Source organism: Janthinobacterium sp. AD80, assembly GCF_002878455.1.
GTDB lineage: Bacteria > Pseudomonadota > Gammaproteobacteria > Burkholderiales > Burkholderiaceae_D > Janthinobacterium.
This window is the reverse complement of record NZ_NRDQ01000054.1, coordinates 14,410-27,986: the sequence shown is the minus strand read 5'-3', so window position 1 is coordinate 27,986 and position 13,577 is coordinate 14,410. Positions and strand designations below refer to the sequence as shown.

The 13,577-nt window shown below is 60.8% G+C and carries 14 protein-coding genes and 1 pseudogene; 5 read left to right on the top strand and 10 right to left on the bottom strand.

What is annotated here, in order from left to right:
- From JaAD80_RS31475 to rsxB, 3 genes and pseudogenes are all read right to left on the bottom strand, one after another.
- Positions 1 to 391, bottom strand: a pseudogene (locus JaAD80_RS31475) (glutamate--cysteine ligase); the annotation flags it as partial.
- 706 nt (positions 392 to 1,097) lie between these two features.
- Entirely contained in the window at positions 1,098 to 1,745 is a 648-nt protein-coding gene (gene nth / locus JaAD80_RS12310; protein ID WP_102294414.1) for an endonuclease III, read from the bottom strand.
- Positions 1,742 to 2,470, bottom strand: a complete 729-nt coding sequence (rsxB, locus tag JaAD80_RS12305; protein ID WP_102294420.1) for an electron transport complex subunit RsxB — start codon at positions 2,468 to 2,470, stop codon at positions 1,742 to 1,744. The genes nth and rsxB overlap by 4 nt, the downstream gene beginning before the upstream one ends.
- A 285-nt stretch (positions 2,471 to 2,755) precedes the next feature.
- Here rsxB and JaAD80_RS12300 point away from each other — a divergent pair, with 285 nt between their 5' ends.
- On the top strand, positions 2,756 to 3,583 hold the full coding sequence (locus JaAD80_RS12300) for an ABC transporter substrate-binding protein (RefSeq protein ID WP_258002953.1): 828 nt from the start codon (positions 2,756 to 2,758) through the stop codon (positions 3,581 to 3,583).
- Positions 3,584 to 3,753: 170 nt separating this feature from the next.
- Here the strand turns inward: JaAD80_RS12300 and JaAD80_RS12295 are convergent, their stop codons facing one another.
- The 4 genes from JaAD80_RS12295 to JaAD80_RS12280 form a co-directional block, all read right to left on the bottom strand.
- Positions 3,754 to 4,974, bottom strand: a complete 1,221-nt coding sequence (locus tag JaAD80_RS12295; protein ID WP_102294413.1) for a polyhydroxyalkanoate depolymerase — start codon at positions 4,972 to 4,974, stop codon at positions 3,754 to 3,756.
- 227 nt (positions 4,975 to 5,201) lie between these two features.
- Complete coding sequence (fdxA, locus tag JaAD80_RS12290; RefSeq protein WP_102294412.1) at positions 5,202 to 5,525, bottom strand: ferredoxin FdxA; 324 nt, start codon at positions 5,523 to 5,525, stop codon at positions 5,202 to 5,204.
- A gap of 338 nt (positions 5,526 to 5,863) precedes the next feature.
- Positions 5,864 to 6,151, bottom strand: coding sequence for a protealysin inhibitor emfourin (locus tag JaAD80_RS12285; RefSeq protein ID WP_102294411.1), 288 nt, complete (start codon positions 6,149 to 6,151; stop codon positions 5,864 to 5,866).
- Positions 6,152 to 6,238: 87 nt separating this feature from the next.
- Complete coding sequence (locus tag JaAD80_RS12280) at positions 6,239 to 7,636, bottom strand: hypothetical protein (protein ID WP_102294418.1); 1,398 nt, start codon at positions 7,634 to 7,636, stop codon at positions 6,239 to 6,241.
- A 200-nt stretch (positions 7,637 to 7,836) separates the two neighbouring features.
- On the opposite strand from JaAD80_RS12280, the gene JaAD80_RS12275 reads away from it, so the two are divergent.
- The 4 genes from JaAD80_RS12275 (at position 7,837) to proX (ending at position 12,097) form a co-directional block, all read left to right on the top strand.
- Positions 7,837 to 8,121 carry a polyhydroxyalkanoic acid system family protein gene (locus tag JaAD80_RS12275; protein ID WP_102294410.1) on the top strand — a complete coding sequence of 95 codons (285 nt, stop codon included), beginning with the start codon at positions 7,837 to 7,839 and terminating at the stop codon, positions 8,119 to 8,121.
- 578 nt (positions 8,122 to 8,699) lie between these two features.
- Complete coding sequence (gene proV, locus JaAD80_RS12270) at positions 8,700 to 9,932, top strand: glycine betaine/L-proline ABC transporter ATP-binding protein ProV (RefSeq protein ID WP_102294409.1); 1,233 nt, start codon at positions 8,700 to 8,702, stop codon at positions 9,930 to 9,932.
- A complete protein-coding gene (gene proW / locus JaAD80_RS12265) occupies positions 9,929 to 11,032 on the top strand; it encodes a glycine betaine/L-proline ABC transporter permease ProW (protein ID WP_102294408.1) in 1,104 nt (367 codons plus the stop codon). Before proV ends, proW begins: the two co-directional genes overlap by 4 nt.
- 12 nt (positions 11,033 to 11,044) lie before the next feature.
- Entirely contained in the window at positions 11,045 to 12,097 is a 1,053-nt protein-coding gene (gene proX, locus JaAD80_RS12260; protein ID WP_102294407.1) for a glycine betaine/L-proline ABC transporter substrate-binding protein ProX, read from the top strand.
- 91 nt (positions 12,098 to 12,188) lie between these two features.
- Here proX and JaAD80_RS12255 read toward each other — a convergent pair whose 3' ends face one another.
- The 3 genes from JaAD80_RS12255 to JaAD80_RS12245 all read right to left on the bottom strand — a co-directional run bounded on the left by JaAD80_RS12255 (position 12,189) and on the right by JaAD80_RS12245 (position 13,515).
- Entirely contained in the window at positions 12,189 to 12,659 is a 471-nt protein-coding gene (locus JaAD80_RS12255; protein ID WP_102294406.1) for a GNAT family N-acetyltransferase, read from the bottom strand.
- A 45-nt stretch (positions 12,660 to 12,704) separates the two neighbouring features.
- On the bottom strand, positions 12,705 to 12,959 hold the full coding sequence (locus JaAD80_RS12250) for an acyl-CoA-binding protein (RefSeq protein WP_034782468.1): 255 nt from the start codon (positions 12,957 to 12,959) through the stop codon (positions 12,705 to 12,707).
- A gap of 199 nt (positions 12,960 to 13,158) precedes the next feature.
- Complete coding sequence (locus tag JaAD80_RS12245; RefSeq protein WP_034760263.1) at positions 13,159 to 13,515, bottom strand: FKBP-type peptidyl-prolyl cis-trans isomerase; 357 nt, start codon at positions 13,513 to 13,515, stop codon at positions 13,159 to 13,161.
- Positions 13,516 to 13,577 lie beyond the last annotated feature (62 nt).

The following is a 13,577-nucleotide window of genomic DNA, read 5'->3' as shown; positions in this document are numbered from 1 at the left end:
GTTCGCCGGCCCAGGCTTGCAAGGTGATTTGTTCGCCGTGGCGTTCCAGCAGCAGGCCGGGACGGCGCCCTTCCTTGACGGTGCGGGCGAAATTCTCGGTGTTCTCGCGGCTTTCCGCATTGCCGGTGAGCGGGCTGTCCTGCAACGCGCAAAACAGCAGGAAGGCGTCGAGGAAGTGGCAGGTCGGCGCGCCGATGCCCAGCGGCTCGAACGGGTCGACATCGAGGCAGCGCACTTCCACGTACTGCACGCCGCGCTGGGCCAGCGCATGCAGCGGGCGCTCGCCGCTGTGCGCCACGCGCTTGGGGCGGATCGCCGAGTAGTATTCGTTCTCGATCTGCAGGCGGTTGGTGTTGATCTGCACCCACTGGCCCTCGCGCCGCGCGCTGATCCACCGCGACAATATGGACTTGCCGTAGGTCGGATGAGCGGAGCGTAATCCGACAACACCACCGACGTTAGCAATGTGTCGGCTTACGCCCTGCGGGCTAACCCGACCTACGACTACATGGAAGGTCACGAGCTGATCCACCGCGACAATATGGTCTTGCCGTAGGTCGGATGAGCGCGTCGCGCGTAATCCGACAAACACCACCGGCACCGGCAATGTGTCGGCTTACGCCCTGCGGGCTAACCCGACCTACCACTACATGGAAGGCCACGAGCTGACCCACCGCGACAATATGGTCTTGCTGTAGGTCGGATTAGCGGAGCGTAATCCGACAAACACCACCGGCGCCAATGTGTCGGCTTACGCCGTGCGGGCTAACCCGACCTGCGACTACATGGAAGGCCGCGCGCTGATCCACCGCGACAACATGGTTTTGCTTTAGGTCGGATTAGCGGAGCGTAATCCGACAACACCACCGGCACCGGCAATGTGTCGGCTTACGCCCTGCGGGCTAACCCGACCTGCGACTACATGGAAGGCCACGCGCTGATCCACCGCGACAATATGGTGTTGCCGTGGGTCGGATGAGCGCGTGCGCGTAATCCGACAACCGCCACCGGCACCAGCAATGTGTCGGCTTACGCCCTGCGGGCTAACCCGACCTGCGACGCTACGACGCAACGACAATGGTCTCGCGGGCCGTTGCCTACACGACAGCCGGCATCGGCGACTTGTCCTTGTAGTCGCACAGGTCGGCGATCATGCAGTTCCAGCATTGCGGCTTGCGCGCCGTGCAGGTGTAGCGGCCGTGCAGGATCAGCCAGTGGTGGGCGTCGAGCAGGAACTCCTTCGGCACGAATTTCAGCAGCTTTTGCTCGACGATATCGACATTCTTGCCCGGCGCGATGCCGGTGCGGTTCGAGACGCGGAAGATGTGCGTGTCGACGGCCATGGTCAGTTCGCCAAACGCCGTGTTCATGACCACGTTGGCCGTCTTGCGGCCCACGCCGGGCAGGGCTTCCAGCGAAGCGCGGTCGCGCGGCACTTCGCCGCCGTGCTGCTCCAGCAGGATCTGGCAGGTGGCGATGACGTTCTTGGCCTTGGTGCGGTACAGGCCGATAGTGCGGATATAGCTGGCCAGCTCGTCGACGCCCAGCGCCAGTATCTGGGCCGGCGTATTGGCGACCGGATACAGCAGACGCGTGGCCTTGTTGACGGACACGTCGGTTGCCTGGGCCGACAGCAGCACGGCGATCAGCAGCTCGAACGGCGTCGTGTATTCGAGCTCGGTTTTTGGCGAGGGGTTGGCGGCGCGAAAGCGCTTAAAGATTTCCAGGCGTTTGGCGGCGTTCATGCGTCTTTTTTCGGGGCAGTTGGGGGAGATGGTTCGGCTTCGGCGCTGGCGGCGGCCTTGGCGCGCGCGCGTTCCATGGCGGCGGCAATGATGGCCCGCTTGCGCTCTTTTTCCGCCTGTTCATCCGGCGTGACGGGCACTTCCTGCGTCACTTCCTGCATCTTGGCGACGGCCTTGGCGGCCAGGCGGGTTTCGTTTTCCTGCGTTTCGCGGTGCAAACGCTGCGTGCGGAAATCGTGGCGTGCGCGCGCGTCGTCGGCCTCGGCCTGGCTCCAGGCATCCCAGCCCGTGGCGTCGCCGCTGACGGGATACATGACGATGCAGTCGACGGGGCAGGGCGCCACGCACAGGTCGCAGCCCGTGCACAGGCTGCTCACCACCGTATGCATCTGCTTGGCCGCGCCGACGATGGCGTCGACGGGGCAGGCCTGGATGCACAAGGTACAGCCGATACACAGCGATTCGTCGATGTAGGCGACAGATCGCGGCCGTTCGAGGCCGTTGACGGGATTGAGAGGGATGACTTTTTTGCCCAGCAAGTTGGCCAGGCGCACGATGCCCTGCGCACCGCCAGGCGGACACTGGTTGATGTCGGCGCTGCCGGCGGCAATTGCTTCCGCATACGGGCGGCAGCCGTTGTAGCCGCACTTGGTGCATTGTGTTTGCGGCAGCAAGTCTTCGATCTGGTCGGCAAGTGAGGGAGGGGCTGGGTGCGGCACGGTCATCTTCCACGGTAAAACGCCATTATCGGCCATCCGCGGCGCGCACAAGGAAAAACCTGTCTCGCGGCAGGGGATAGCCGGGCGGGATGGCGGCCTGTTGCAGGCGCGCCGCAATCGTATTTTATTTCCTGTAGGAATGTCAAAGTGTAAATAAACAACTTTGCAAATTCTTTTTTTTTGTGGGAGCATGATTTTTATCAAGGAAGTCTCCAGGAATTAACAACAGAACCGACCGCCAGTCCTGCCCTTTGCCCGTCCGGCAAGATGGCCAGGCCAAAGGAGCAGAACATGCGTTTCCTCCGGACAGTTGGTTTGCCCTGCTGTTTATGCTTTTATTCCTCGCTTGCCGTCGCGCACGGGCAGGCGGCTTCCTCCATTGCCACTGCCGGCCCTGCAGCTTCGCGCACCGTGCGCCTGGCCGCGGAAGACTGGCCCCCATTCATATCCCGCAGCCTGCCTGCCGACGGCATGTCCGGCGCCATGGTCAGCGCCATCTTCGAGCGTCTCGGTTATGCCGTCAAATATGAGTATTTCCCGTGGAAGCGGGCCATGCAGTTCGGGCTGGGAAGTCCCCGCTATGCAGGGTTGCTGGCCGTCTGGCGCACGCCCGAACGCGAGAAGCTGTGCCATTTTTCTGTCCCCATCGGCAACACGCAAGGCGTGCTGGCCTACCTGAAGGAAGATGGCGCGCCCGGCGCCACCCTGGCTGAACTGGGCAAGCTGCGCATCGGTACCGTGGCCGGCTATTCCAATGGAGAACAGTTCGATGGCATGGTCGCGCGCGGCCAACTGCGGACGGAAGAGGGCTTGAACGACGCCACCAATCTCAGGAAATTGCTGATCAAGCGCTACCGCGTGATTGTCATTGAGCGCCACGTCTTGCAGCAATTGCTGATGGGACGCGGTTTCAGCAAGGCTGACCGCGACCGCATCGCCGTCGTCGATACGCTGTTCAAAGAGCGCTCCGTGCATGTCTGCTTCCAGCGCAGTGCCGAAGGCGCTGCCCAGCAAAAACGCTTCAACGAGGCGGCGCGCGACGTCGATACCGCCAGGCTGGAGCGTGACTACTGGAAGCGTCTCGACCAGAGCCTGGCCGCCGCTCCCGCCGAACCCTGAGGCGCCGCATCCCCGTTGTTCGTTGTCAAAACGAGATATCTAAATACGAAAGCATTCGTTCTTGTTCGTTTGTTCATCCTTTAGTCTGCATGAGCCAGGCATGAAAGCTGGGCATAAAAAAACGCCACGCCAGTGTCAGCCGGCGTGGCGTTTTAGCGGGAATATCCGGATCAGGAATGCTTCTGGATGAATTCACCGATTTTCGGACAAATGATCTCGCGCCAGCGGCGGCCCGAGAAGATGCCGTAGTGGCCGCATTTTGGCGCCACGAAGTCTTGCTGCATGTCGGCAGGGATGCCGGAGCACAAGTCATGCGCCGCTTGCGTCTGGCCGGCGCCGGAAATATCGTCCAGCTCGCCTTCGACCGTGAACAGCGCCACGTTCGTGATGTCTTGCGGACGCACCAGCTGGCCACCCACTTTCCAGGTGCCCATCGGCAGGCTGAATTCCTGGAAAACCGTTTTAATGGTTTCCAGGTAGTACTCGGCCGGCATGTCCAGCACGGCGTTGTACTCGTTGTAGAACTGGCGATGGCCTTCCGCCGGCTCGTCGTCGCCCGTCACCAGGTGCATGTAGAACTCGCGGTGGCTTTGCGCGTGGCGGCCCGGGTTCATGGCGATGAAACCCGCATGTTGCAGGAAGCCCGGATACACCTTGCGGCCAAAGCCCGGATAGTTCGGCGGCACAGCGTAGATCACGGTGTTTTCAAACCACGAGAATTTCTTTTCCGTCGCCAGATTGTTCACTTGCGTGGGCGAACGGCGCGGATCGATCGGGCCGCCCATCATGGTCATGGTTTTCGGCATGTGCGGATCGTTGGCCGTCGCCATCAGCGAAATGGCCGCCAGCACGGGTACGGTCGGTTGACAGACGGAAATGACGTGCAAATCAGGCGCCAGCAGGCGGATGAATTCCTGCACATAATAAATGTAGTCATCCAGGTGGAACGGGCCTTCCGTCAGCGGTACCATGCGCGCGTCCGTCCAGTCGGTGATGTAGACATCATGCTCGGCCAGCAAGCCGCGCACGGTATCGCGCAGCAGGGTCGAGTGGTGACCGGACAGGGGGGCAACCAGCAAAACTTTGGGCTGTTGCAAGCCAGTGGCTTCTTTTTTGAAGTGGATCAGGCGGCAAAACGGTTTTGTCACGACAACGTGTTCGAGGATGTCGACGCTCTCGCCATTGACGAGAACGGATTGGATGTCGAATTGTGGTTTTTCGTAGTCTTTGCCAAGGCGGTACATCAACTCGTAGCCGGCTGCGATGCGTTGCGAAAACGGGGTGTGGGCCAGTGGAGAAACCGGGTTGGTAAATAACTTGGAGGACATATCTGCCCATTGCATCACCGGGGTGAGGAAAGAGCGTTGCAGTTCGTGCAGTTGGTAAAGCATATAGAGTCCTTGTTTAATTCCAAGCGCCAATATCGGCTCAAATATCATAATCCAATTTTACGATGTTTGTGGAAGACAAAATGTGCTTTACCGCGCATAGATCCACAGTTTGCGTAACTGTGTGGATCCGCGCCACACTTGCGTAGACAGACCAGCAAACATGCTTTAAAAGTAAAAAAGCAGCGTTTCCGCTGCTTTTCATGTCTGTCTTGCCAGGTGAGCACGACTTAGCGCACCAGCATGTCCAGCTTGTCCTTGACGTCCTTGAATTGCTCGGCTTCCGGCAAGGCAGGCTTGGTCTTGGTGATCGACGGCCAGTTACGCGCCAAATCGACGTTGATCTTGATGAAGGCTTGCTGGTCGCCCGGCACGTCTTCTTCCGCGAAAATCGCGTTCACCGGGCACTCTGCCACGCAGACTGCGCAGTCAATACATTCGTCCGGGTCGATTGCCAGGAAGTTCGGGCCTTCCCGGAAACAATCTACCGGGCAGACATCGACGCAGTCGGTATAGCGACAGGCGATGCAGGATTCGGTGACAACGTGGGTCATAACAGTCCTATCAATTTGGGGGGAGGTGCTGTAGCGCCTGCGGGAAACTCGGCGGCGCATACTAAAGCAAAGCATTGTATTTTAAGGCAATTCGCTATTTCTCACAAATCCCGCTTATATACAATACAAATAAGCAAATTCATTTTTTGATGGTGCCGCAACCGGGCAGAGTGGGTGAATCAGCGTCGATTGAGGACGTTGCCGGGCGATAGGGCAAGAAAACGACAGTCCTGCCCCAAAGGACGCTCTGTGGCAGGGCGGCGGGTCGCTGTGGCCGTGTCGCGCACCTTTCCCGGGACTGTGGTTTTTGTTTTGCGCAGGTCAAGTTTTCGCGACAATCAGGCGCTGGCGCGCAGTTGTGCCACCAGCGCTTGCCAGCGCGCGTTTTCGGCACTGCCATCTTCGGCAAAGGTAATCGTGCGCCGCGCGGTGGGCGCGTCGACCGTGATGTGCCATTGGGGAATGTCGGCGCCCACCTGAGCGCCGCTTGCCTGGGCATGCGTGAAAAAGCCGCTGCTGGCCAGTGCCGCTTCCAGGCCGGGGCCGGCAGGATGGGCTTGCGTATCGATTTCATACTGTTCGCTCAGGCCGGCAAAGCCGCCGCTGCTGCGGGCTGAAATTTTCATGGTCTTCCCTGCTGTGGAGTGGATGGTGGTGGGGGAGGCGACGCGGCCAGCTGGCAGCCGTGCCCGGCGTCAGGCGGGCACGCCCCCTTAGCTGGCGCCATAGCTGCGGCACCACGCCGCCAGCGCTTCACGCTCCGCTTCGAGCAACTGGTCCGATTCGCTGTATTGCGCATGGTTCATGGTACCGCAGCAGGCACGCCGGTCCTGCACGGCGCCGTCTTCGTCGACGACGTCGGCGGCAAACGTCGGCTGGCCGTCCTCCGTCAGCGCATGCGACTTGAGCACTTCGCGCACGCTAAAGCTGTTGCGGATGAACTCCTGGTAGGCGCCATTGCCATCGGCCTGGGCAATGCTCAGCATGTGGCCGGCCACGTCGGCATACGTGGCTGCCTGGTCGGGCGATGCCACCAGGGCGCGCAAGACCAGGCTGCGCAGGTAGTCGCCGCAGCGGTGCAGCACGGCCGCGTCATCTTCCAGTTGGGGCTGGCGTTCGTGGGCGAAGATGTCGGCCAGGATGTCGTAGATGGCCCCCGTAAATACTTGCGAGATGGCATGTACCTCCGTCCCCGCCTCGGACAATTTGATGTCGTTGTCGGCATTGCGCAGGCCGTTGGGGCGCCCCAGCGCCAGGCCGAACTGTTCGGCCAGGTCGGCGAGGAAGGTTTTGTCGTGCAGGTCGGATTTGGTCTGGGCGATGACGGCTTCCACCTGGTCCAGCTGCGACAGGGCGAGAAAAATGGCCGTCAGGTCGCCGAACGATTCGTGCAAGCCGCCCGTCTGCGGCGGATTATTGCTGAGCAACCAGTTTGGTTTCAAGCCATCGAGGATGGCGTGCCCTGCCTCGTGCGAAACGATGTCGAGCGAGCGGCAGGTGTACACGCGCTCGGTGGCGCCGCTGGGAATGAAGTCGCCGAACTTGAGGGCCTTGTCGCTGCGGCTGTAATAGGCGTTCATGACGTTGGGCAAGCCGTGCGGGAAGACGCGCAGCGGTGCCGTATTGCTGGCGCTGTTCCATTGCCACGGCAGTGGCGGCGCCGTGTCGCCGCTGGCCAGCGCGCGCTGGTACATGGTGAGCGTCATGCGCACGATGGCAAACGTATGCACGGCGTCGAACTGGTCGGTATTGGGCGAGACGATGAAGTCGCCAAACGCGTTCGGGCTGACCTGGGCGATGCCCGGTTCGCCAAAGGTGATGCGCGCGTCACGCGGGCCTTGCAGGGTGAGGCCGGGCAGGAAAGCTTTGCGGGTGCCCAGTTCGCTCACGGACGGGTCCTGCTTCCAGATCAGCACGCGCGAACCGACGGGCACGGCTTCGAGCTTGCGGGTCGCGGCATCGAGCAGGCGGGGCCGGCCCGGCTGCAAGGTCAGCTGGGCATTCTTGCGGTGCTGGCGGTACGGCGCCGATGGGGTGGGGACGTAGCCGACGGGCAGGGACACGCATTTGGTCAGCACGGCTTCGACCGGCACGATGACTTTCTGGTCCATGGTAGTTCTCCCGAACATGCAGCGGCTGGAACTGAAATAGTCGGCCTGCTTGGCCTGTTGCGGTTTGATGCGGCGCAAACGATGTCGGGGAAAGTGCGCTTTTTTTCGGCACGCCGCCGCCTGCCATGGTCGCGCCCGTAGTAGTGCGGCTGGTATGATGCTGGCCGTATTGCCCCCGTTTTTAATAAAAGGATCGTTTGATGGCGGATATAAATATAGTTCAGCAACATAAGCTGACAGCGGTAAAGGCCCGTGAAGCGGCGCAGCAAGTGGCCGACAAGCTGGCACAGGAATATGACCTGGCGTGCGCCTGGGATGGCGATGTGCTGCGTTTCGAGCGCAGCGGCGTCGATGGTTCCCTGACCCTTGAAAAAGAGCAGGCGCAACTGCAAATCAAGCTGGGATTCATGCTCAGCGCCTTTGCCTCGACGATTGAAGGCAAGATCGCGGAAAAAATGCGCAAGGTGTTTGCCGAGCAGGTTTGACGGCGTGCGGCCAGCTTGTCTGGCGCCCCGTTGGGTGGTAAGAATGGCGCCGCGGCGCCAGGCGAAAAGAGGCTTCTTTCGCCCCTTTACCTCCTGGTTTCAGGCGTGACTGTGCGCCAGCACACATTGCTATCACATTTCTATTTGGAAAGCCATTGGACTTTTGTGTCTTTTTGCGTTATACTTGAGTCATATTTACAACAGCTACACCGCGTTTCACCTTCTGCTTCGCAGTACTCTCCACTCGCTGAGTGGTGAATAATTCATTGGGTTTTACACCCGCATCCAGTAAGTAAGTGATCGTTTTTTTCGGTCAAATACATTTGGTGCCATGTATTTGCATGGCGCTAGCGTTGTTAAAAGTCCTGAACCACAGCCTCTTTTAGCACGCACACGGCACCCCGGCATCGGCTTTTGCCATCCGCTGGTCATTGCGTGTCACCCCCTGTTTTCTGTCGCTCCCGTGCGCTTTTTTGCGCCGTGGCGTAGCCGACGCAACAGGGTTTGCTGATACCCGCCGCAAGCTCGCAGCTTGCAGGGGTTTCATTCCATTCGTCAATTCGAGGGAGAACCACATCGTGGCAAAACAAATTATGATCGACCATGTGTTCAAAGTGTTCGGCGACAAGCCAGAAGAAGCACTTGAACTCGTCCACCAGGGCGCCAGCAAGCAGGACATCCTGGCCAAGACTGACTGCACCATCGGCGTTTTCGACGCCACCTTTACCATTGAAGCGGGCGAGATCTTCGTCATCATGGGCCTGTCCGGTTCGGGCAAGTCGACCCTGGTGCGCATGCTGAACCGCCTGATCGAACCGACGGCCGGGCGCATCCTGATCGACGGCAATGACATCAACACCTTGCCCGATGCCCAGTTGCGCGCGCTGCGCCGCAAGGACATCAGCATGGTGTTCCAGTCGTTCGCGCTGCTGCCGCAAATTACCGTGCTCGACAACACTGCCTTCGGCATGGAACTGGCCGGCATGCCAAAAGCCGAGCGCCATGCGCTGGCCCAGCAAGCGCTGGAGCAGGTAGGCCTGGACGGCTACGGCGCCAGCTATCCCGACGAATTGTCGGGCGGCATGCAGCAGCGCGTGGGCCTGGCCCGTGCGCTGGCCTGCGACCCGTCGATCCTGCTGATGGATGAAGCGTTTTCCGCGCTCGATCCGATTATCCGCACGGAAATGCAGTCGGAACTGCTGCGCTTGCAGCAAATCAAGCGCCGCACCATCGTCTTCATTTCGCATGACCTCGACGAAGCCATGCGCATCGGCGACCGCGTCGCCATCATGAAAGACGGCCACGTGGTGCAAGTGGGCACGCCGGAGGAAATCCTGCGCAAACCTGCCAACGACTACGTGCGCAACTTCGTGCGCGGCGTCGACGCGGCGGCTGTCTTCAAGGCCAGCGATATTGCCCGCAAGAGCCAGATCGTCGTCTCCGAATCGCCCAGCCGAGGCTCGCGCGCCGCGCTGTCGATGCTGGAAGAGCAGGATCGCGCCTATGCCTACATCGTCAATCCGCAGCGCAAGTTCCTCGGCGTAGTGTCGGCCGATTCGCTGCGCAATGCGCTCGACGGCCATGTAGGACCGCTGGGCCTGGCGCATGCCTACCTGCCCGACGTGCAGACGATCAACGCAGATGAGCCCGTCGCCGGCCTGTTCGGCCAGGTGGCGCAACTGCCTTACGCCGTCCCTGTGGTGGCCAATGACGGCAGCTTCCGCGGCGCCATCAGCAAGACAACCTTGCTGAAGTTCCTCGACCGCGATACGCCAGCCATTGCCGAACAACAACAGAAAGGACAAGCATGAACCCAAGCACCGTTTCCACAGTAGAAGCTGTTGTTGAACAGCCGGCCACCCAAGTCAATCCGTGGGCGCTGACGCCACCGGGCGACACCTCGTGGTTGGACGCGGCCGGCCCGGCCGTGCAGCCGGAACACGCCGCCTCCGGTTTTCACCTGACGCAGATTTTCGACGGCTCGCTGCCGCTGGAAAGCTGGATCAACCAGGGCCTGGGCTGGGTCGTGACGCATTTCCGCCCCTTCTTCCAGGCCGTGCGCGCGCCGATCGACAGCACCCTGAACGGCGTGGAAGGCGTGCTGCTGGCGGCCCCGTCGCTGACGGTGATCGCCATCATCGGCTTGCTGGCATGGCAGTTTACCAGCCGCACCCTGGCCATCGGCACCGTGCTGGCGCTGCTGGTCGTGTCGATGCTGGGCATCTGGCCCGAAGCCATGACCACCTTGTCGCTGGTATTGACGTCGCTGGCCTTCTGTCTTGCCATTGGCTTGCCGCTGGGTATTTTCCTGGCCAGCAGCGACCGCGCGCAAAATGTGCTGCGTCCCTTGCTCGACGCCATGCAGACGACGCCCGCCTTTGTGTACCTGGTGCCGGTGGTGATGCTGTTTGGTATCGGTAATGCGCCTGGCGTGATCGTGACGATCATCTTTGCCCTGCCGCCGCTGGTGCGCCTGACCAACCTGGGTATCCGCCAGGTGCGTCCCGACCTGATCGAAGCGGCCCGCGCGTATGGTGCCTCGCCGTGGCAGCTGCTGACCCGCGTGCAATTCCCGCTGGCCATGCCTTCGATCATGGCCGGTATCAACCAGTCGCTGATGCTGTCGCTGTCGATGGTGGTGATTGCCTCGATGATCGCCGTCGGTGGCCTGGGCCAGATGGTATTGCGCGGCATTGGCCGCCTGGACATGGGCCTGGCAACGGTCGGTGGCCTGGGTATCGTGCTGCTGGCCATTACCCTGGACCGCCTGACGCAAGCGATGGGCCAGCCACGCCGTGGCGTGCGCCACTGGTACCAGACGGGTCCTGCCGGTTTTGTGCTGCGCCTGGTGCGCGGCAATACGGAGAAAAATAATGTTGAACAGCAAGCTACGCTGGCCAACGCACAATAAGAAAGGATTTACATGCATCAAATCGCACATTTTAAAGAGACGCAAAAATCGCAACGCAAGTTCCAGCTGTTTTCCGCCCTGGCGATCGCCGCCCTGGCCCTGACCACCAGCCTGGCCATGGCGCAGACGCCGGCCGCCGATGCGCTGCCGGGCAAGGGCATCAAGGTGCAGGCGCTGCAAAGCTCGATCGCGGAAGAAACCTTCCAGACCATGCTGGTCGACAAGGCCCTGGAAAAGCTCGGCTACGAAGTGCAGCCGATCAAGGAAGTGGAATACCCGACCGCGCATATCGCCATCGCCAATGGCGACGCCACCTTCATGGCCGTGCACTGGGATCCGATGCACAAGGATTTCTATAACAATGCGGGCGGCGACGCCAAGCTGCTGCGCACGGGCCAGTATGCCGGTCCTGCCGCGCAGGGTTATCTGATCGACAAAGCCACGGCGGAAAAGTACAACATCACGAATATCGACCAGTTGCGCGACCCGACCCTGGCTAAGCTGTTCGACCACGATGGCGATGGCAAGGCCGACTTGACCGGGTGCAACCCGGGCTGGGGCTGCGAAGCGCTGATCGAGAACCACATGGATGCGTACAAATTGCGCGAGACGGTGACGCACGTGCAGGGCAGCTATGCGGCCCTGATCGCCGATACCCTGGGCCGCTACAAGCGTGGCGAACCGATCCTGTACTACACGTGGACGCCGTACTGGGTCAGCGGCGTGCTGGTGCCTGGCAAGGACGTGATCTGGCTGAAGGTGCCATTCTCGGCCAATCCGGACAAGGTGAACACGCGTCTCGACAATGGCAGCGACTACGGCTTTGCCGTCAACACGGCGCGCATCGTGTCGAACAAGGCCTGGGCGGAGAAAAATCCGGCGGCGGCCAAGCTGTTCGAAGTGATGCAACTGCCGGTGGCGGACATCAATGCGCAGAATGAGCGCATGCGCCGCGGCGAAAACACGCAAGCCGATATCGCCCGCCATACGGCCGGCTGGATCAAGTTCCACCAGCAGACGTTTGACGGCTGGATCGCGCAGGCGCTGGCGGCAGCCAAGAAGTAAGTTTTAACGCCGTTTCAACATGAAAAAGTGGCTACCGATTTGGTAGCCACTTTTGCGTTAACAGCCTGTTTTTGTGGTTTTTGGTGAGTTTTTATGTGTTTTCGGCCAGTTTCAGGTGCAAAATGGGGAAAGGCTTGCCGAACGGATCAAGCGGCGAGCGGTTTTCCACGATAAAGCCCAGGTGGCGGTAAAAGCCATGCGCCTGCGCGTTGTGCTCGTTGACATCGACGGCCGTGGCTTGCAAGCTGGCGATGGCGTAGCGCACCAGCGTGCGGCCGGCACCGCTGCCGCGCCGGTCCGGATGCACGAACAGCATCTCGATCCTGGCGTGCTCGACGCACAGGAAGGCATAGGCGACGCCGTCATCGGCGCGCAGCACCTGCAGCAGGCGTTCTGCCGTCACCCTGACCAGCTCATCGCGGACGAAGGGCATCAGGAAGGCGATATCGCTATCGGCGAGAAAATCGTGGGTGGCGCGTACGGACAGGTGCCAGACGTCGAACAAGCGGGGCAGGTCGGCGGCATGCGCCAGGGAAACCAGGGAAATCGGTGATGGTGTCATGCGGAAATTATACTGCCCCGGCAGGCGCCGGGGCAGGGTGGACGATCAGTCCTTCAAGTCTTCGATCAGGTCGATGTATTGCTGCTGCGCCTCTTCTTTCGAGGTGCCGGCCAGGGCGGCCCACGCGTCGAACTTGGCGCGGTTGACGAAGTCGGTCATGCCAGGACGCTCGCCCGTGGCGTCGCCGCTCGACGCTTGCTTGAACAAGGCGTAGATTTTCAGCAAGGTCATATTGTCCGGACGCTCGGACAGGGTCTTGGAATCGAGCTGCGCTTGTTCGAATTGCTCTTGTAAACTCATGATGGCTCCTGTGTGCTGATGGAATCGCTGGAAAAGTGCGGCAGGCCCGGCGGAGTGGCCACCGTGCGTGCTGCAGTGCCTGACATCATAGTGAAAAAAGCGCGCCGTGCATTAGAGGACACACTCAAAACAAAAACGCCGCCGCTGAGTGAACAGGGGCGGCGTCTGGCGCGGTCCTTGGAGCGCAGCCTTCAGCTTCTTATACGCCCAGCAGTTCGACGTCGAAAATCAGGGTGGCGTTCGGTGGAATCACGCCGCCGGCGCCGCGTGCGCCATAGCCCAGTGCCGCAGGGATGATCAGCTGGCGCTTGCCGCCCACTTTCATGCCTTGCACGCCTTCGTCCCAGCCCTGGATGACGCGGCCGGCGCCCAGCGGGAATTCGAACGGGTCGTTGCGGTCCTTGCTCGAGTCAAATTTCGAACCGGCGCTGCCGTCGTCGTTCTGCAGCCAGCCCGTGTAATGCACGACAACATTGTTGCCAGCTTGCGCTTCAGCGCCTTCGCCAACAACGGTGTCGATGTATTGCAGGCCGGAAGCGGTAGTGGTGGTGGTCATGATAATCCTTGTGTAGGCGATGAAAGCTTCAGATTGTAGAGCAATGGCTTGCAAAGCGCTAT